We start from the raw sequence: 18,423 nt of genomic DNA, 5'->3' as shown, positions 1-18,423 counted from the left end.
GTCAGGCCGCCCTCGCATAGGCGGCCGGAGCGGCAAGCCGCCCGGACGCGTCGAACAGATAGACATGCGCCGGGTCCAGCCAGACCGTCAGCGGCTGGCCGGGGGTCAAGGGATGCACGCCCTCGACCAGCCCGACCCAGCGGTCGGCGCCATGCTCGACATGGACGAAGGTTTCCGAGCCGGTGATCTCGGTCCCGACGAGCGTGCAGGCGAAAGCAACCGCCGCCGTTCCTTGCCGGGCCAGCGACAGGTGGTTGGCGCGGAACCCGGCCAGATAGGCGCCGTCGGCCAGGTCGGCGAAACCGCCCGAAGCCAGCGCGCTGTCGCCGAAGCTGACGGCACCGCCCTGCTTGCGGGCGGCGACGAAATTCATCGGCGGGTCGCTGAACACCCGCGCCGTGGTCGCATCGACCGGCTGGCGATAGACCGTGGGCGTCGGGCCGAACTGCGTCACCCGGCCCTGCCACAGCGTCGCGGTATGGCCGCCCAAGAGCAGCGCCTCCTCGGGCTCGGTGGTGGCATAGACGAAGATCGCGCCCGACGCCTCGAAGATGCGCGGGATCTCGATCCGCAGCTCTTCCCGCAGCTTGTAGTCGAGATTCGCCAGCGGCTCGTCCAGCAGCACCAGCCCGGCGCCCTTGACCAGCGCGCGGGCCAGGGCGCAGCGTTGCTGCTGGCCGCCCGAAAGCTCCAGCGGCTTGCGCGCCAGCATCGGCGTCAGGCGCAGCATCTCGGCGGTCTCGCGCACCTTGCGGTCGATCTCGTCCCGCGGCCGGCGCAGGATGCGCAGGGGCGAGGCGATGTTTTCATAGACCGAAAGGCCGGGATAGTTGATGAATTGCTGATAGACCATGGCGATGCCGCGGTCCTGCACCCGCTGGCCGGTCACGTCCCGCCCGTCCCAGAGGATGCGGCCGGTCGTCGGCTGGTCCAGCCCCGCCATCAGCCGCATCAGGCTGGTCTTGCCCGACAGCGTCGGCCCCAGCAGCACGTTCATGCTGCCCCTTTGCAAGGTCAGGCTGGTGGGATGGATATGCGCCCGGCCGCCGACCGACCGCGATACGCCCTGCAAGTCCAGCACGGCCCGTCCTCCCCCTATTCCGCTGCCGAATGGGCGGCGTGGTGCCGGTCCACGAAGGCCTCCAGCTCGCGGCGCTGCGCCTCGGTCATGTGCAGGCCCAGCTTGGTGCGGCGCCACAGGATGTCCTCGGCGGTCTGGGCGAATTCATGGCGGATCAGCCACATCACCTCGGCCTCGGTCAGCCCGGCGCCGAAATCGCGGCCCAGATCCCCGAGGCTTGCGGCGCCATCGAGCAGCAGGAAGGACTCGGTGCCGTAGCTGCGCACCAGCCGGCGCGACAGCCGTGGCGACAGGAAGGGATGGCGCGCCTGCAACTGCGCGACCAGAGCCTCGACCCCGTCCACCGGGAAATCGCCGCCCGGCAGCGGCACCCGCGCGGTCCAGTCCCCGCCCGCCTGCGGAAAGAAGGGTGCGAGCCTGGCCAGCGCGCCCTCGGCCAGCCGGCGATAGGTAGTGATCTTGCCGCCGAAGACATTGAGCAGCGGCGCCCCGCCCGCCTCGCCATCCTGCAGGCTGAGGACATAGTCCCGCGTCGCCGCCGTGGCCGATTTGGCACCATCGTCGTAAAGCGGCCGCACCCCGGAATAAGTCCAGACCACCTGGTCGGGCGTCACCGGGCGGGCGAAATAGCGGCTGGCGAAGGCGCAGAGATAGTCGCGCTCTTCCTCGGTGCAGCGCGCCTCGCCGGGGGGGGCGCGATGGTCCATGTCGGTGGTGCCGATCAGGGTGAAATCTTCCTCGAAGGGAATCGCGAAGATGATCCGCCCGTCCGTGCCCTGGAAGAAATAGCAGCGGTCGTGGTCGTAAAGCCGCGGCACGACGATATGGCTGCCGCGCACCAGCCGCACGCCCTCGGCCGAGGGGATATGCGCGACGTTGCGGATCACGTCCTCGACCCAGGGCCCGCCGGCATTGACCAGCGCGCGGGCGTGGTGGATGCGCGTGCCCCCCGGCCCCTCGGTGGTGATGCGCCACAGCCCGTCCGCGCGCTCGGCACGGGTGACGCGGGTGCGGGTCAGGATGGTGGCGCCGCGCGCCCGCGCATCGCGGGCGTTCAGCACCACCAGACGCGAATCCTGCACCCAGCAATCGGAATATTCCCAGCCCAGCCGAAAGCCCGGCTTCAGCGGCAGGCCCAGCGGATCGCGGGACAGGTCAAGCCGCCTGGTTCCCGGCAGGATCTTGCGCCCGCCCAGGTTGTCGTAAAGGAACAGCCCCAGCCGGATCAGCCAGGCTGGCCGGCGGCCGCGCAGCCAGGGCATCGTCCAGGACAGGATGCGCGAGGTCGGCGTGTCGGCCTCGAAGCGCATGTCGGGCGACCAGGGCAGCACGAAGCGCATCGGCCAGGAGATATGCGGCATCGCGGCCAGCAGGGTCTCGCGCTCCTCCAGCGCCTCGCGCACCAGGCGGAATTCAAAGAACTCCAGATAGCGCAGCCCGCCATGGAACAGCTTGGTCGATGCCGAGGAGGTCGCCTGCGCCAGGTCGCCCATCTCGGCCAGCGTGACCGAAAGCCCGCGCCCCGCCGCGTCGCGCGCGATGCCGCAGCCGTTGATTCCACCGCCGATGATGAAAAGGTCGGCCTGGGGCCGCGTTGGTGCCGGCACGCCGATCCCTCCCCGTCGCTGCGCGTCCGTCGATAGCCGAAAGGTGTAACGGCTTCGTGACTCCGGTCAAGCGAAAATTTTCGCTTATGATCGTTTTTACGATAAACGAATGAACACCTGCGGCAATGCAGCATGATTCGCGGCGAAATATTGCGCTTGCAGCAAGGAATCGGCGATGGAATGCGCGGTTTTTCCCGCAAGGTCGCGCAGGCAGGCGCCCATCAGCCACCAGGAACGAACTGAAACGAACGTTTTAGAATCATATGGCCGCAGCAACCGCAGGTAGAAAGGCATTTTCACGCCCGCGCACGGCCCTTTCACCCGGCCCGACGTTGCCGCAATGCAGCAACAATGCCGGCGATGCGGCAAAGTGACGCCGTTTTGCCAGCGCCGGGCTTGGTCTTGCCGGGAAAATCTGGCAAGGACGGCGCATCCTAGAACAAGGGCCGACCAGATGAACAGCCAATCCGTCATAGAAACCGGGGGTCAGGTGGCCACGCTGACCCATCTTCAGCGGCTTGAAGCCGAAAGCATCCAGATCATGCGCGAGGTCGTGGCAACGGCCGACAATCCGGTGATGCTCTATTCGGTGGGCAAGGATTCGGCCTGCATGCTGCATCTGGCGAAGAAGGCATTCTACCCGGCCCCGCCGCCCTTCCCGCTTCTGCATGTGGATACCACCTGGAAGTTCCGCGCCATGTACGAGCTGCGCGACCGCGCCGCGGCGCAGGCGGGCATGGAGCTGATCGTCCACCACAACCCCGAGGCGATGGAAAAGGGCATCAACCCCTTCGACCACGGCAGCCTGCATACCGACATGTGGAAGACCGACGGTCTGAAGCAGGCGCTGAGCCAATACAACTTCGACGTGGCCTTCGGCGGCGCCCGCCGCGACGAGGAGAAATCGCGCGCCAAGGAGCGGGTGTTCTCGTTCCGCTCGGCCAACCACCGCTGGGATCCCAAGAACCAGCGCCCCGAGCTGTGGAAGCTTTACAACACCCGCAAGGGCAAGGGCGAATCGATCCGGGTCTTCCCGCTGTCGAACTGGACCGAGCTGGACATCTGGCAGTATATCCACCTGGAAAACATCGACATCGTGCCCTTGTATTTCTCGGACCTGCGGCCGGTGGTGGAACGCGACGGCCTGCTGATCATGGTCGATGACGACCGCTTCCGCCTGCGCGACGGCGAGCAGCCGATGATGAAATCGGTGCGCTTCCGCACGCTGGGCTGCTATCCGCTGACCGGCGCGGTGGAATCGAACGCCAAGACCCTGCCCGAGGTCATCCAGGAAATGCTGCTGACCACCACGTCCGAGCGGCAGGGCCGCGCCATCGACCACGACCAGTCGGCCTCGATGGAGAAAAAGAAGCAAGAGGGGTATTTCTGAGATGAACCACGAGATGAAGAACCCCGTCTATGTCACGGACACGCTGATCGCCGAGGACATCAACGCCTATCTGCTGAAGCACCAGCACAAGACCATGCTGCGCTTCATCACCTGCGGTTCGGTCGATGACGGCAAGTCCACGCTGATCGGCCGGTTGCTCTATGACAGCAAGATGATCTTCGAGGACCAGCTTGCCAGCCTGGAAAGCGATTCCAAGGCCGTGGGCACCCAGGGCGGCGAGATCGACTTCGCCCTGCTGGTCGACGGCCTGGCCGCCGAGCGCGAACAGGGCATCACCATCGACGTGGCCTATCGCTTTTTCGCCACCGATAAGCGCAAGTTCATCGTTGCCGACACGCCCGGTCACGAGCAGTATACCCGCAACATGGTCACCGGCGCCTCGACCGCCGACCTTGCGGTGATCCTGATCGACGCGCGGCAGGGCGTGCTGACCCAGACCCGGCGGCACAGCTATCTGGTGAACCTGCTGGGCATCCAGAACGTGGTGCTGGCGGTGAACAAGATGGACCTGGTCGATTACTCGGCCGAGCGGTTCTACGACATCGTCGCGGATTATTCGCATTTCGCCAAGCAGATCGGCATGGACAGCTTCCTGCCGATCCCGATCTCGGGGCTCAAGGGCGACAATATCGTCAGCCACAGCGACAACATGCACTGGTATCAGGGCCCGACGCTGCTGGGCCATCTGGAAGAGGCGCCGGTCAGCGACACGCGCATGCTGGACCAGCCCTTCCGCATGGCGGTGCAATGGGTGAACCGGCCGAACCTGGATTTCCGCGGCTTTGCCGGCCAGATCGGCGCGGGCATGGTGCGGCCGGGCGACGCGATCCGGGTGCTGCCCTCGGGCAAGACCACCACGGTCAAGTCCATCGTCACCTATGACGGCGAGCTGGACCTGGCCGTTGCCGGCCAGTCGGTGACGCTGACCTTCGCCGACGAGATCGACTGCTCGCGCGGCGACGTGATCGTGCAATCCGACCAGCCCTGCGAGGTCGCCGACCAGTTCGAGGCCACGCTGGTCTGGATGGCCGAGCAGGAGATGCTGCCGGGCCGCCCCTACCTGCTGAAGATCGGCACCCAGACCGTCACCGCGACCGTCACCGAGCCCAAGTATGAGGTCAATGTCAACACGCTGGAGCATCTGGCCAGCAAGACGCTGGGGCTGAATGCGATCGGCGTGGTGAACATCTCGACCGACCGGCCGATCCCCTTCGAGGCCTATGCCCAGAACCCCGACCTGGGCGGCTTCATCCTGATCGACCGCATGACCAATGCCACGGTGGCGGCGGGCATGATCCATTTCGCCCTGCGCCGGTCGCAAAACATCCACTGGCAGGCGCTGGACGTGAACCGCGATGCCCATGCGGCGCTGAAGAACCAGAAGCCCGCCGTGGTCTGGTTCACCGGCCTGTCGGGCTCGGGCAAGTCGACCATCGCCAATATCGTCGAGAAAAAGCTGCATGCCCTGGGCAAGCACACCTTCCTGCTGGACGGCGACAACATCCGCCACGGGCTGAACCGCGACCTTGGCTTCACCGATGCCGACCGGGTGGAAAACATCCGCCGCGTGGGCGAGGTGGCGCGGCTGATGACCGATGCCGGGCTGATCGTGCTGACCGCCTTCATCTCGCCCTTCCGCTCGGAGCGGCAGATGGTGCGCGACCTGATGGCGCCGGGCGAGTTCGTCGAGGTCTTCGTCGACACGCCGCTGGAGGTGGCCGAGGCACGCGATGTCAAAGGGCTGTATAAAAAGGCGCGGTCGGGCCAGCTGAAGAACTTCACCGGCATCGACAGCCCCTATGAGCAGCCGCAGAATGCCGAGCTGACCGTGAACACCGTCGAGCTGACGCCCGAGGACGCAGCCGAGCGCATCGTGCAATACGTGCTGCGCGAGATGAGCTGACGCCCCGCCCCTTCGTGGATGAGACAAAAGAACGGCGGCCGGGTTGCGGCCGCCGTTCGCATGTCGGGGTCGGGCTTTTCCAAGCGGCGGCGTCAGGCCGTGTCCGCCAGCGCCCGCGGCCTTGGCCCGCCGGTGGCCCAGTCGAGCAGTTCGGCCGTATGGACGACCGGCACCCCGGTGCCCGAGCCGATCTGCATCATGCAGCCGATATTGCCGGCGCTGATGACCTGCGGGGTCAGCGCCTCCAGCGTCTCGACCTTGCGGCGCTTCAGCTCGGCCGAGATCGCCGGCTGCATCAGGTTGTAGGTGCCGGCCGAGCCGCAGCAGATATGCGCATCCCTGGGCTCCAGCACGGTGAAGCCGGCGGCGGCCAGCAATTCCTTGGGCGTCGCGCGGATCTGCTGGCCGTGCTGCAACGAACAGGCGGCATGATAGCCGACGCGCAAGGGCTCGGCATGGCCGGGTTCGCGCAGGCCCAGATCGGCCATGACCTCGGTGATGTCCCTGGCCAAGGCCGCGACCCGCGCGGCATCCGCGGCCAGCGGGTCATGCGCGAACATATGCCCGTAATCCTTGACCGTGGTGCCGCAGCCCGAGGTGTTGATGACCACCGCGTCCAGCCCCTCGCCCGCGACCTCGGCCATCAGCGCGCGGATATTGGCGGCCGCCATGGCGTGGCTTTCGTCGGTCTTGCCCATGTGATGGGTCAGCGCACCGCAGCAGCCCAGGCCGCGCGGGATCACCACCTCGCAGCCGTGCCGGCGCAGCAGGCGGATGGTCGCGTCGTTGATGTCGGTGTTCAGCGCCCTTTGCGCGCAGCCGATCAGCAGCGCCACCCGCTTGCGGCGCGGCCCCTCGGCGGCAAAGACCTGCGGGCGGTCGTTCAGGCTGGGCGGGGGAATGTCCCTTGGCGCCATGTCCAGCATCGCCCGCAGCCGCGCATCCGGCACCAGCCGCCGAAACGGCCGCGCGAGTTTCGCACCCATCAGCGCCAGCCGGAAACGGCCCGGATAGGGCAGGATGCGCGCCAGAAGCCAGCGCAGCGCCCGCTCGCCCAGGGGGCGGCGATAGGTCTTTTCGATATATTCGCGGGCGTGATCGACCAGATGCATGTAATGCACGCCCGAGGGGCAGGTGGTCATGCAGGAAAGGCAGCTGAGGCAGCGGTCGATATGACCGACGGTCTTGGCGTCGGGGATCTTGCCGTTCTCCAGCATGTCCTTGATCAGGTAGATGCGGCCGCGCGGGCTGTCCAGCTCGTCGCCCAGCACCTTGTAGGTCGGGCAGGTCGCGGTGCAAAAGCCGCAATGGACGCAGCTGCGCAGGATCTCGTTGGCGCGGGCGGTGCCGGGGTCGGCCAGTTGCTGGGGCGTGAAATTGGTCTGCATGTCACTGATCCATCAGGCCGGGATTGAGGATGCCGGCGGGGTCGAACCTCTGGCGCAGCCCGGCCGAAAGCCGGGCGACGGCCGGGGCCTCGGGCGGGAAGGCCGGGCCGGTGAGCCCGCCGCGCCGCAGCAACGTGGCATGGGGGGCGACCTGCCGCACCGCCTGGGCCGTCCCCGGCCCGCAATACCAGACCAGCCCGCCGCCCCAGTCGAGCGACGCCTCGCCCCCCAGCGCCTGCAAGGCCCGCGCCGCGGCCGGGGCGTCGCTGGGCTTGACCAGCACCCGCCAGAGCGGCGCGTCCGTGCCGGCGAAATGCGCCAGATCGCGCAGCTCGCGCCACAGGGCCAGGGTGGCCTCGGCATCCAGAAGCTCGGCCTCGCGCGGTGCCAGCAGCGCCAGCAGCCGGTCGCGGCGATAATCCATCTGCGGCCCCAGCCCCTCGACCCGCAGCCAGGCGGTGCCGTCGCGGAAGGCGGCGCCCGAGACCTCGAAAGGCGTCGCCAGCGCAGCCGAAAAGATCGCCACCGCCTCCTCGACCGTAACGCCGTGAAAGCCCAGCGTACAGCGGTCGGGCAGGTGCGGCAGGGTCTTCAGCGCCACCTCGGTCAACACGCCCAGCGTGCCATGCGCACCGCAAAAGAGCTTGCCCAGATCGAGGCCGGTGACGTTCTTCATCACCCTGCCGCCGTTCTTCAGCACCCTGCCCTGCCCGTCGACGAAGCGCAGGCCCAGCAGATGGTCGCGGCAGGCCCCGGCCAGCAGCCGGCGCGGGCCGCTGGCATTGGCCGCAACCACGCCGCCGATGGTCGGCGTGCCGCCCTGGCCCAGCACGCCGCGCATGTCGGCGGGCTCGAAGGCCAGCGCCTGGCCCTCGGCGGCCAGCATCGCCTGGATCTGGTCCAAGGGCGTGCCGGCGCGGGCGATCAGCGTCATCTCGCCCGGCTCATAGGTCACGACGCCCGAGATCGCGGCGGTAGACAGGGTGTCGCCCGGCACGGCGCCGGTCTCGACCCGCGTGCCGCCGCCGGCAAGGCGCAGCGGCTGGCGGGCGGCGAAACGCTCGGCGATCAGGGCGCCAAGCTCGGCCTCGCTGGCGGGGTTCAGCCCCGCGCGGCTGGGGGTCTCGGGGATCATCGGGTGGCTGCCTCCTCGCGCCAGGGCTGGCTTGCATCCAGCGGAAAGACCTTGGCCGGATTGAGCAGCCAGCGTGGGTCGAAAACATCCTTGACCGCCATCTGGATCTCCAGGTCGGGGCCGTCATATTGCTTGCCCATCAGGTCGCGCTTTTCGATGCCCACGCCATGCTCGCCGGTCAGGCAGCCGCCGACATCGACGCAAAGCCGCAGGATGTCGTTGCCGAAAGCCTCGGCGCGTTCCAGGTCGCCGGGCTTGTTGGCGTTGAACAGGATCAGCGGGTGCATGTTGCCGTCACCGGCATGGAAGACGTTCGCGACCTCCAGCCCGTGCTGGCGCGACAACTCGCCGATCATCTTCAGCGTATAGGGCAGCTGCCCCACCGGCACCGTGCCGTCCAGGCAAATGTAATCGCCCAGCCGGCCCATGGCGCCGAAGGCCGATTTGCGGCCCTTCCAGATCGCCATGGCCTCATCGGCATTGCGGCTTTCGCGGAACTCGACCGGGTTCAGGGCACCCGCGATCTCACGGATGCGGGCGATCTGGTGGTCGATCTCGGCCGGAGAGCCCTCGACCTCGACGATCAGCACCGCGGCGCAATCGGGATAGCCGGCATGGGCAAAGGCCTCGACCGCGCGCAGGCAGACATCGTCCATGTATTCGATGGCGACCGGCAGCACGCCCGAGCGGATGATCCGCGCCACGCATTCCCCCGCCACCTCGGCGCCGTCGAAGCCGATCAGCACCGGCCGCGCACCCTCGGGCCGCGGCAGGATGCGCAGGGTGGCCTCGGTCACGATGCCGAGCTGGCCCTCCGAGCCGCAGAGAAGCCCCATCAGGTCCAAGCCCGTCGGCCCCATTTCCGGCCCGCCCAGCTCGACCACCTCGCCGCTGGGCAGGACCACCGTGGCGCCCATCAGGTTGTTGGTGGTCACGCCGTATTTCAGGCAATGCGCCCCGCCCGAGTTCATCGCGATATTGCCGGCGATGGTGCAGGCCAACTGCGAGGACGGGTCGGGCGCATAGAAGAAGCCATGCGGCTCCAACTCGGCACTGACCGAAAGATTGGTCACGCCGGTCTGCACGCGGATGAAGCGGTTCTGGGTGTCGATCTCCAGCACCTCGCGCAGCCGCAGGGTGGCGATGATGACGCTGTCCGCGGTGGGCAGCGCCCCCCCGGCCAGCGAGGTGCCCGCGCCGCGCGGCACCACCGGCACGCGCATTTCGTGGCAGATGCGCATGGCGGCGGCGACCTCTTCGGTGGTGCGCGGCAGCACCACGGCCAAGGGCGGGCAGCGATAGGCGGTCAGCGCATCGCATTCATAGGCCCGCGTCTCCTCGGGATCCCAGATCACGGCATCCTCGGGCAGGACGTCGCGCAGGGCCGCGACGATCTGCGGCAGGCGCGCAAGGATGCCCGCATCGGGCTGGGGCATGGCGATACCGGACAAGCTCTTCTCCCTTCGTGGCGGGGCCGTCCTCTGCCCCTGCATTCTTGGTATTATTTTCAGACCATGTTAGTCAATCGGTATTTTTCTGTACCATCATGCGGGATTTGTGCTTACATGGCCACGATCCGGCAAAACCGCATGAGCGCCCATGACCAACGCTTCCGTAAAATCCGAACGCGCCGCCGAGGCCGTGGCCCAGCATCTCGAATCGCTGATCCTGGAAGGGTCGCTGCGCCCGGACGAGCGGCTCTTGCCCGAGCGCGAGCTGGCCGAGCGGCTGAACGTCTCGCGCTCGACCCTGCGCGACGGGCTGAAGATCCTGGAGGAACGCGGGCTGCTGACCAGCGCCGGCGGGCGCGGCAGCCGGGTGGCGGCCCTGGGCCAGGCCGCGATCACCGATCCGCTGATCGCCATGCTGGTCCGCCATGCCGAGGCGGCCGACGATTACCTGGAGTTCCGCGGCATCGTCGAAAGCGCGGCAGCAGGGCTGGCGGCAGAGCGCGCGACCGAGGTGGAGCTGGCACGCATCCGCGACTGCCTCGGGCGCATGGACCGCGCCCATGCCCGCGCCGATACCAAGGAGGAGGCCGAGGCGGATGCCGAATTGCACCTGCTGATCTATGAGGCCAGCCACAACCTGACGCTTTTGCAGATCATGCAGGCGCTGGCAGGGGTCTTGCGCTCGGACGTGATCCAGAACCGCAGCCGGCTGTTCGCGGTGCCGGCCATCCGCGAATTGCTGCGCCAGCAGCACCGCGCCATCGCCGAAGCGATCCTTGCCCGCGATGCGGAAGCCGCGCGGCAGGCGGCGTGCGAACATATCCGTTATCTGCGCCAAGCCAGCCGCGAGATCCGCGAGGCCGAGGCGCGGCTGGACCTGTCGCTGCGCCGGCTGAACGGCGGCGGCGCTGGAACGCGCGCGGCTGGCGCGAAAGCCGCCCCCGCCGCAGAGGGCTAGCCGGCAGGAAAAAGGCCGGGACGGTGCCCGGCCTTTCGATTGCGCGTCAGTCCAGGCTGACGTTTGCGTCGCGGACCACCGGCTCCCATTTCGCCATCTCGGCCTGGACATGCTCGGCCAATTCCTCGGGGGTCGAGGCGACGATGGTGGCCGAGAACTCCTGCATCCGCTCGGCGACGGCCGGGTCGGCCATGGCCACCAGCGCGGCCTTGTTCAGCGCCTCGACAACCTCGGGCGGCGTGCCGGCCGGGGCGAAAAGCGCGTTCCAGGTATAAGTCTCGTATCCCGGCAGGGTCTCGGCAATGGCCGGGATGTCGGGGAAGCTGGGCGCGCGTTCCGCCGTGGTCACGCCAAGCGCCCGCAGCTTGCCCGAGGCGATATGACCCGAGGCCGAGGGCAGGTTGTCGAAGATGATCGGCACCTGGTTGCCCAGCACATCGGTCAGCGCCGGCCCCGAACCCTTGTAGGGGATATGGGTCAGGTCGATCCCGGCCATGGCCTTGAACAGCTCGCCCGACAGGTGCAGCGGCGTGCCGTTGCCGGACGAGGCATAGGCCAAGGGCTCGGACTTGGACAGGTCGATCAGCTCCTGCACGGTGTTGACCGGCAGTTCCGGGTTCACCGCCAGCACGTTCGGTACCAGCACCAGCAGCGAGACGGGCGCGAAATCCGCGACCGGGTCATAGGGTTTCTGCTTCAGGATCAGCGGGTTCAGCGCATGGGTGGCGACGGTCGCCATCAGGATCGTATAGCCATCGGGATCGGCCTTGGCGACCTGGGCCGCGCCCAGGCTGCCGCCCGCCCCGCCGACGTTCTGCACGATGACCTGCTGGCCCAGCTCCTGGCTCATGCGGTCGGCGACGATACGGCCGACCACGTCGGTCGAGCCGCCGGCGGCAAAGGGGATGACCAGGGTGATCGGACGGTCCGGGTATTCGGCGGCGGCGGCCCCGGCCAAGCCAAGCACCACGGCAGCGCCCAGCAGCAGCCGGCGGGTGATGGATGCGGTCATGGTTTCCTCCCAGTTGAATATTCAGGCGTCGCTTTCGGTAAAGACCTCGTCCCGCCGCTTGCGGATCTGCGGCATGAAGACCAGCACCAGCACCACCAGCGACATCGCCAGCAGCGTGGCGCTGATCGGACGGGTCAGGAAGGTCGTGGGATCGCCGCGCGACAGGATCATCGCCCGGCGCAGGTTTTCCTCGAGCAGCGGGCCGAGGACGAAGCCCAGCAGCAAGGGCGCCGGCTCGCAGCGCAGCTTGGACATGACATAGCCGAGCAGGCCGAAGAAGGCGACGGCGAACAGGTCGTAGCTGTTCGAGTTCACCGAATAGACCCCGATCGAACACATGGCCATGATGATCGGGAACAGCACGTAGTAAGGCACGGTCAGCAGCTTCACCCACAGCCCGATCAGCGGCAGGTTCAGCACCACCAGCATCAGGTTGCCGATCCACATGCTGGCGATGATGCCCCAGAACAGTGCGGGTTGCTCGCTGACCACGTTCGGCCCCGGCACGATGCCCTGGATGATCATCGCGCCGATCATCAGCGCCATCACCGGGTTCGCCGGGATGCCCAGGGTCAGGAGCGGGATGAAGCTGGTCTGCGCCCCGGCATTGTTGGCGCTTTCCGGCCCGGCGACCCCGGCCAGCGCGCCCTTGCCGAACTCCTCGGGGTGGCGGGAGACCTTCTTCTCGATCGTGTAGCTGGCAAAGCTGGCCAGGATCGCCCCGCCCCCCGGCAGGATGCCCAGGACCGAGCCGATGCCGGTGCCGCGCAGGACCGGGCCGATCATCTGGCGCAGCTCCTGGCCGGTGGGGAACAGCCGGTTGATGTTCTTGGTCATGACCTGGCGGTCATGCTCGTCCTCGAGGTTGCGCAGGATCTCGGCGATGCCGAAGACCCCCACGGCGACGGCGACGAAGTTCAGCCCGTCGGCGAATTGCGTGATCCCCATCGTGAAGCGCGGGGCGCCGGTATAGATATCGGTGCCGACCATGCCCAGAAGCAGGCCCAGCACCACCATGGCCAGCGCCTTCAGCACCGAGCCATGCGCCAGCGCCACAGACATCACCAGGCCCAGCACCATCAGGCTGAAATACTCGGCCGCGCCGAATTTCAGCGCCACCGCGGTCAGCGGCGGGGCGAACAGCGCCACCAGGAAGGTCGAGACCGAGCCGGCAAAGAACGATCCCAGCGCCGCCAGCGCCAGCGCGGTGCCGGCCTTGCCCCTGCGGGCCATCTGGTAGCCGTCGATGGCGGTGACGGCCGACGAGCTTTCGCCCGGCATGTTGATCAGGATCGCCGTGGTCGAGCCGCCGTATTGCGCGCCGTAATAAATGCCGGCCAGCATGATGAGCGAGCTGACGGGCTCGAGCTGGAAGGTGATCGGCAAGAGCATGGCGATGGTCGCCGTGGCGCCGATGCCGGGCAGCACGCCGATCAGCGTGCCGAGCATGACCCCGATCAGGCAGAAGGCCAGGTTCGCCAGCGAGGAGGCGACCGAAAAGCCGAGCGCGAGATTGCTGAAAAGTTCCATCGCGCCCTCACATGCCCAGCCAGGGGCCGAAGCGCCGGAAGGGCAGGCCAAGGCCGTAGCTGAAGATCAGCGTGGACAGAATCGTCACCGCCACCGCCAGGATCAGCGCCGCCAGCGGCCGCATCCGCATCGAGGCCTGCGAGGCGATCAGCGTGGTGAAGAACAGCGCCGGCACGAAGCCGAGGCCGCGCACCGTCAGGCCAAAGAAGATCGGCGCCGGCAGGATGAACAGCAGCCCGCGCCAGGCGACCTTGCCGAAGGGCTCGTCATCCTCGCGCCCGAAGGATCTCAGCAGGATGATCAGCCCCAGGACGAACAGAAGCCCGGACAGGACCATCGGGAAATATCCCGGCCCCATCCGCAGCGAAGTGCCGATTTCCAGCCCGGCCGTGTGCCAGCCGAAGAATCCCGCCGCCGCCATCATCGAAAGCCCGGCGACGATGTCGGTGGTATCCTTGGGTTTTGCGGACATGCGTTCCTCCCCCCGATTGACGGGCCCCGCCGCAAGGGGCGGGGCCGCTTTCCGTTTCAGTCGGCATAGACGCCGGCGGCCTCGATCACCGGCTTCCAGCGGGCGATCTCGGATTCCAGCTTGGCCTTGAGCGCGGCCGGCGTGGCGTTTTCCGCCGGCTCGGGCGCGGTGCCCAGGTCGGCCATCGCCTTGGCGACACCCTCGTCGGCCAGCGCGACCTGCAGGGCCTGCGACAGCCGCTCGGTCACTTCGGCCGGCGTGCCCTTGGGGGCATAGATGCCGTGCCAGATGCCGAACTCCATCGTCTCGACGCCGCCTTCCTTGGCGGTGGGCAGGTCGGGGAACAGGTCCAGCCGCTCGGGCGAGGTCACGGCATAGGCCTTGATCGTGCCGCCCTTGATCTGCTGGGTGGTGTTGGTGGTCTGGTCGCACATGATGTCGGTCTGCCCGCCCAGCAGGTCGGTCATCGCCGGGCCGGTGCCCTTGTAGGGGACCGTCACCAAGGGTGCCTCCAGCGCCTGCATCAGCAGCATGCCGCACAGGTGGCTGGCCGCGCCGATGCCGGCATTGGCCAGCGTCAGCTTGTCGGCATTGGCCTTGACGTAATCCTTGAAGGCGGTGAAATCGGCGGGCTCGAAATCCTTGCGCGCCGTCACCACCATCGGCACCTCCGTCACCAGCCCGACATATTCGAAGGCGTTCAGCGTGTCATAGGGCAGGTTGCGGTAAAGCGTGTCCGATGTCGCCATGCCGATATGGTGCAAAAGCACGGTATAGCCGTCCGGCTCGGCCTTGGCGACATTGGCCGCGCCCAGCGTGCCGCCGGCGCCGCCGATATTCTCGACGATGATCTGCTGGCCCAGATCGGCCGACATGCGCTCGGCCACCATGCGCGCGACCGTATCGGTCGGACCGCCGGCCGAGAACGGCACGACCATGGTGATCTGGCGCTGCGGCCAGTCCTGCGCGAATGCCGGCGCGGCCAGCAATGTCGCGGCGCAAAGCGCGCCCAGAAGCTTTGGATAAGCCATGTTCCCTCCCCAAGGATATTCCGGCCGCCTCCCTCCCGGCGCGGCCACCGGGTGAAGCCTGCGGCGGGCCGGACCACGGCACAAATCAAAAACGCGGCCCATCCGGCGCATATTGCCGCAATACGACGGAAATGGGTGGAAAAGGGAACATTGCCTGGCTGGAGTGGGTGGATTTCCACCCATTTCCGGTCAACCCGGCTCGTCTTCAGCGGAATCCAGGATCAGCCGGCGGTCGAGACCGTATTTCTGCATCTTCTCGTAAAGCGTCTTGCGCGAGATGCCCAGCGTCTCGTAGACCGGGCGCAGCTTGCCGTCATGGGCGGCGATGGCGCCGGCGATCAGGCTGCGCTCGAAGGCCGCCACGCGGTCGGCCAGGCGCGCACCCTGGGCGGTACCAAGCTCGACCCCTTCCAGCCCCAGCACGAAACGCTCGGCCAGGTTGCGCAATTCGCGCACGTTGCCCGGCCATTCCCGTGCGGCTAGGCCGGACAGGAAGGCGGCGGGCGCCTCGCGCTCGGGCCGGTTGTGGCGGGCGGCCGCCTCGCGCAAGAGTTGCAGGAACAGCAGCGGAATGTCCTCGCGCCGGGCGGACAGCGGCGGGACGTGCAGCACGGCGACATTCAGCCGCCAGAACAGATCCTCGCGAAAGCGGCCCTGGGCGACCAGTTCCTCCAGATCGGCCTTGCTGACGGCGACGAAGCGCACGTCCAGCGCCACCGGGTCGTTCGAGCCGAGCCGGGTGATCGTGCGCTCCTGCAGCACCCGCAACAGCTTGGCCTGCAATTCCAGCGGCATCGAGCCGATCTCGTCCAGCAGGATCGTGCCGCCGCGCGCATGTTCGAACTTGCCGTATCGCGGCCGCAGCGCGCCGGGAAAGGCGCCGACCTCATGGCCGAACAGCTCGGATTCGATCAGCGCCTCGGGCAGGGCGGCGCAGTTTATGGCGATGAAGGGCCGCCCCGCGCGGGCCGAGATGTCGTGCAGCGTGCGCGCCACCACCTCCTTGCCGGCGCCGGTCGGGCCGATCACCAGCGCATCGGCATCCGAGGCGCCGATGGCGCGCAGCCGATAGCGCAGGTCGACCATGACCTGGGTGCGGCCGGGCAGCCGCGCCTCGACATCGTCGCGCTTGCCGGCGACGGCGCGCAGGCGGCGGTTCTCCAGCACCAGCCCGCGATGGTCGATGGCGCGGCGGATCACCGTGGCCAGTTCCTGCACCACGAAGGGCTTTTCGATGAAGTCATAGGCGCCACCGCGGATCGCCTCGACCGCCAGCGGCACCTCGGCATGGCCGGTGACCAGGATCACCGGGATCTCGGGATCGATCTCGTGCAGCCGGCCCAGCAGGGTCATGCCGTCCATACCCGGCATGCGGATGTCGCTGACCACCGCGCCGGCAAAGCCCGGCCCGGCCAGCGCCAGCGCCTCTTCGCCCGAGGCCAGCGGCTCGACGGCAAAGCCCGCCAGCTCCAGCGCCTGCGCGGTCGAACTGCGCATCTGCTCGTCATCCTCGACCAGAAGCACGCGCCGGGTCATGCGGCGGCCTCGGCCGGGACGGCGGCGGGCAGGGTCACGCAGAACTCGGCGCCGGGGTCCATGTTGCGGCAGGCGATCTCGCCGCCGAAATCGCGCACGATATTGGCGGTGATCGACAGGCCGAGCCCCAGCCCCGCCCCCATGCCCTTGGTGGTAAAGAACGGGTCGAAGATGCGCGCGGCGATGGCATCGGGCACGCCGGGGCCGCGGTCGCGGATGCGGATGGCGACGCGCCCGCCCTCGGCCCGCGCCAAAAGCGTGATGCGGCGATCCGCGCCGCCCTCGACCGCATCGGCGGCATTGGTGATCAGGTTCACCAGCACCTGCTGCAAGCGCGTCGGCCCTGCCCGCAGCGGCGGCAGGTCGGCGGGCACATCCACATCCAGCACCGCGTCGCTGCTGGCCAGCCGGGCGGCGACGATGGTGCGCGTCTCCTCCAGCAGCCCGGCCAGCGCCACCGCGCCCAGCACATCGTCGGGCTTGCGCGCGGCATGGCGCAGGTGCTTGCCGATGGCGGCCATCCGGTCCACCAGCGCCAGGATCTGCGCGATGTTTTCGCGCGCGCGGGTCAGGTCGCCGCGCTCGATCAGGATGGCGGCGCTGTCGGCATAGTTGCGCGCCGCCGCCAGCGGCTGGTTGATCTCGTGCGAAAGCGAGGCCGACATCTGCCCCAGCGCCGCCAGCTTGCCGACCTGCACCAGGCTGGCCTGGGCGGCGCGCAGCTCGGCCTCGGTGGCGCGGCGCTCGGCGATCTCCTGTTCAAGCTGGCTGTTGACCCGCGCCAGGTCGGCGGTGCGCTCGACCACGCGGCGCTCCAGTTCCGCCGTTGCGGCCAGGCGATCGGCGATGCGCGCCCGACGCTGGCGCCACATCATCAGCCCGATTCCCGCGACCGCGATCAGCAGCATGAGGCTCAGCACCGCCAGCCGCGCCTCGGCCCGCAGCTCGGCGCTGTCCAGCAGCACATGCACGGTCCAGCCCGCCCCCGGCATCTCCTCGGAGGCGGCGATATAGTCGTGGCTGCGCTGGGGCCCTTCTGCAAGGGCGGGCGGCAGGCGGAACACCGGCGCGCCGTGCAGCTCCAGCCGCTCGACCGGCAATTCGGCCAGCGGCGTGCCGGCATAACGGCGCGATGATTCGGTGCGCGCCAGCCGTTCCGGCGTCAGCGGCCGGATGCTGTGGTAAAGCCAGCTGGGTTCCGAGGACAGGAAGGCCGTGCCCTCGGGATCGGTCACCAGCACGCGATACTGGTTGCCGCGCCAGGAGGCCTCGATCCGGTCCACGCCGATCTTGACCGCGACGACAGCGCTGATCCGGCCGGTCTCGTCCGCGACCGGGGCCGAGAAGAAATAGCCCCGCACGCCGGACGTGGTACCGATGCCGTAGAACCGCCCCTGTCCGCCCGCCATGGCGTCGATGACATAGGGCCGGTAGCTGAAATTCTGCCCGACGAAACTGGCCGGGCCCTGATAGCCGGAATGGGCGATGGTCTCGCCATCGGGCAGGATCAGGTAGATGTCCGAGGCCTGCACCGCCTCGTTCTGCTCGGCCAGCCAGCGGTTCGTCTGCTGCCGCAGCGCGGCATTGCCGGGATCGGCGGCAAGCTCTCGGATCAGGTCCAGGTCGGCGACCAGTTGCGGCACCACCTCATAGCGCGCCAGGTCGGCATTGAGCGCGTTCACCGTCAGCCGCAGCGCGGTCGTGGCGCGGGCATGGCCTTCGCGGAAGTAATGCTGATGGGCAAGCTGCGCGCCCAGCCACAGGACGGCCGCCACGCAGGCCAGGCAGGACAGGACCAGCGGCCAGCGGCGCGGCCGCGGGTCTATGCGCATCCGAACCGGCGCATCCAAGGCATGCCTTCCTTCCCGCTCTCTCTCTCTCTCCCTGCGGCGGAATCTGACAGCAAGG

At 68.1% G+C, this 18,423-nt stretch carries 15 protein-coding genes; 3 read left to right on the top strand and 12 right to left on the bottom strand.

Annotated features, from left to right (window positions below):
- Position 1: 1 nt before the first annotated feature.
- The 3 genes from ACNKFW_RS14320 to ACNKFW_RS14310 all read right to left on the bottom strand — a co-directional run bounded on the left by ACNKFW_RS14320 (position 2) and on the right by ACNKFW_RS14310 (position 3,162).
- Positions 2-1,081, bottom strand: coding sequence for an ABC transporter ATP-binding protein (locus tag ACNKFW_RS14320; protein WP_147429064.1), 1,080 nt, complete (start codon positions 1,079-1,081; stop codon positions 2-4).
- Between the two features lie 14 nt (positions 1,082-1,095).
- Positions 1,096-2,688, bottom strand: coding sequence for a glycerol-3-phosphate dehydrogenase (glpD, locus tag ACNKFW_RS14315; protein WP_147429065.1), 1,593 nt, complete (start codon positions 2,686-2,688; stop codon positions 1,096-1,098).
- A 96-nt stretch (positions 2,689-2,784) separates the two neighbouring features.
- A complete protein-coding gene (locus ACNKFW_RS14310; RefSeq protein ID WP_147429066.1) occupies positions 2,785-3,162 on the bottom strand; it encodes a hypothetical protein in 378 nt (125 codons plus the stop codon).
- Here ACNKFW_RS14310 and cysD point away from each other — a divergent pair.
- The gene (gene cysD / locus ACNKFW_RS14305; RefSeq protein ID WP_024842559.1) at positions 3,143-4,078 is read left to right on the top strand and encodes a sulfate adenylyltransferase subunit CysD; all 936 of its coding nucleotides are present in this window, start codon (positions 3,143-3,145) and stop codon (positions 4,076-4,078) included. The two genes, ACNKFW_RS14310 and cysD, sit on opposite strands and share 20 nt — an antisense overlap.
- 1 nt (position 4,079) lies before the next feature.
- The gene (gene cysN, locus ACNKFW_RS14300; RefSeq protein ID WP_024842558.1) at positions 4,080-6,002 is read left to right on the top strand and encodes a sulfate adenylyltransferase subunit CysN; all 1,923 of its coding nucleotides are present in this window, start codon (positions 4,080-4,082) and stop codon (positions 6,000-6,002) included.
- Positions 6,003-6,094: 92 nt separating this feature from the next.
- Here the strand turns inward: cysN and glcF are convergent, their stop codons facing one another.
- Genes glcF through ACNKFW_RS14285 form a run of 3 tightly spaced genes read right to left on the bottom strand, consistent with a single transcriptional unit; the run spans position 6,095 to position 9,976 of the window.
- On the bottom strand, positions 6,095-7,390 hold the full coding sequence (glcF, locus tag ACNKFW_RS14295; RefSeq protein ID WP_147429067.1) for a glycolate oxidase subunit GlcF: 1,296 nt from the start codon (positions 7,388-7,390) through the stop codon (positions 6,095-6,097).
- A 1-nt stretch (position 7,391) separates the two neighbouring features.
- On the bottom strand, positions 7,392-8,525 hold the full coding sequence (locus tag ACNKFW_RS14290; protein WP_147429068.1) for an FAD-binding protein: 1,134 nt from the start codon (positions 8,523-8,525) through the stop codon (positions 7,392-7,394).
- On the bottom strand, positions 8,522-9,976 hold the full coding sequence (locus ACNKFW_RS14285) for an FAD-linked oxidase C-terminal domain-containing protein (RefSeq protein ID WP_147429069.1): 1,455 nt from the start codon (positions 9,974-9,976) through the stop codon (positions 8,522-8,524). Before ACNKFW_RS14285 ends, ACNKFW_RS14290 begins: the two co-directional genes overlap by 4 nt.
- A 148-nt stretch (positions 9,977-10,124) precedes the next feature.
- Here ACNKFW_RS14285 and ACNKFW_RS14280 point away from each other — a divergent pair, with 148 nt between their 5' ends.
- Positions 10,125-10,934: a FadR/GntR family transcriptional regulator gene (locus ACNKFW_RS14280; protein WP_024842554.1), complete on the top strand. Its 810-nt coding sequence runs from the start codon at positions 10,125-10,127 to the stop codon at positions 10,932-10,934.
- 46 nt (positions 10,935-10,980) lie between these two features.
- On the opposite strand, the gene ACNKFW_RS14275 is transcribed toward ACNKFW_RS14280, so the two are convergent.
- From ACNKFW_RS14275 to ACNKFW_RS14250, 6 genes are all read right to left on the bottom strand, one after another.
- On the bottom strand, positions 10,981-11,946 hold the full coding sequence (locus ACNKFW_RS14275) for a Bug family tripartite tricarboxylate transporter substrate binding protein (protein ID WP_147429070.1): 966 nt from the start codon (positions 11,944-11,946) through the stop codon (positions 10,981-10,983).
- A gap of 21 nt (positions 11,947-11,967) precedes the next feature.
- Positions 11,968-13,476, bottom strand: coding sequence for a tripartite tricarboxylate transporter permease (locus ACNKFW_RS14270; protein WP_024842552.1), 1,509 nt, complete (start codon positions 13,474-13,476; stop codon positions 11,968-11,970).
- Positions 13,477-13,483: 7 nt separating this feature from the next.
- Complete coding sequence (locus tag ACNKFW_RS14265) at positions 13,484-13,948, bottom strand: tripartite tricarboxylate transporter TctB family protein (RefSeq protein WP_024842551.1); 465 nt, start codon at positions 13,946-13,948, stop codon at positions 13,484-13,486.
- A 56-nt stretch (positions 13,949-14,004) separates the two neighbouring features.
- Positions 14,005-14,979 carry a tripartite tricarboxylate transporter substrate-binding protein gene (locus ACNKFW_RS14260; RefSeq protein WP_024842550.1) on the bottom strand — a complete coding sequence of 325 codons (975 nt, stop codon included), beginning with the start codon at positions 14,977-14,979 and terminating at the stop codon, positions 14,005-14,007.
- Positions 14,980-15,168: 189 nt separating this feature from the next.
- A complete protein-coding gene (locus ACNKFW_RS14255; protein ID WP_024842549.1) occupies positions 15,169-16,515 on the bottom strand; it encodes a sigma-54-dependent transcriptional regulator in 1,347 nt (448 codons plus the stop codon).
- On the bottom strand, positions 16,512-18,365 hold the full coding sequence (locus tag ACNKFW_RS14250) for a sensor histidine kinase (RefSeq protein ID WP_244314490.1): 1,854 nt from the start codon (positions 18,363-18,365) through the stop codon (positions 16,512-16,514). The genes ACNKFW_RS14255 and ACNKFW_RS14250 overlap by 4 nt, the downstream gene beginning before the upstream one ends.
- Between the last annotated feature and the right edge of the window lie 58 nt (positions 18,366-18,423).

It is taken from the genome of Paracoccus sp. TD-10 (assembly GCF_048270675.1).
GTDB classification, from domain to species: Bacteria; Pseudomonadota; Alphaproteobacteria; order Rhodobacterales; family Rhodobacteraceae; genus Paracoccus; species Paracoccus pantotrophus.
The sequence above is the reverse complement of the archived record's forward strand: the minus strand, read 5'-3'. Positions and strand labels throughout refer to the sequence as shown.

Bases quoted from the DNA above. Each gene is read 5' to 3' on its own strand.
- glcF (WP_147429067.1), bottom strand. From the start codon at position 7,390: ATGCAGACCAATTTCACGCCCCAGCAACTGGCCGACCCCGGCACCGCC.
- ACNKFW_RS14280 (WP_024842554.1), top strand. From the start codon at position 10,125: ATGACCAACGCTTCCGTAAAATCCGAACGCGCCGCCGAGGCCGTGGCC.
- ACNKFW_RS14270 (WP_024842552.1), bottom strand. From the start codon at position 13,476: ATGGAACTTTTCAGCAATCTCGCGCTCGGCTTTTCGGTCGCCTCCTCG.
- ACNKFW_RS14265 (WP_024842551.1), bottom strand. From the start codon at position 13,948: ATGTCCGCAAAACCCAAGGATACCACCGACATCGTCGCCGGGCTTTCG.
- ACNKFW_RS14260 (WP_024842550.1), bottom strand. From the start codon at position 14,979: ATGGCTTATCCAAAGCTTCTGGGCGCGCTTTGCGCCGCGACATTGCTG.
- cysN (WP_024842558.1), top strand. From the start codon at position 4,080: ATGAACCACGAGATGAAGAACCCCGTCTATGTCACGGACACGCTGATC.
- ACNKFW_RS14275 (WP_147429070.1), bottom strand. From the start codon at position 11,946: ATGACCGCATCCATCACCCGCCGGCTGCTGCTGGGCGCTGCCGTGGTG.
- ACNKFW_RS14290 (WP_147429068.1), bottom strand. From the start codon at position 8,525: ATGATCCCCGAGACCCCCAGCCGCGCGGGGCTGAACCCCGCCAGCGAG.
- ACNKFW_RS14310 (WP_147429066.1), bottom strand. From the start codon at position 3,162: ATGACGGATTGGCTGTTCATCTGGTCGGCCCTTGTTCTAGGATGCGCC.
- ACNKFW_RS14255 (WP_024842549.1), bottom strand. From the start codon at position 16,515: ATGACCCGGCGCGTGCTTCTGGTCGAGGATGACGAGCAGATGCGCAGT.
- cysD (WP_024842559.1), top strand. From the start codon at position 3,143: ATGAACAGCCAATCCGTCATAGAAACCGGGGGTCAGGTGGCCACGCTG.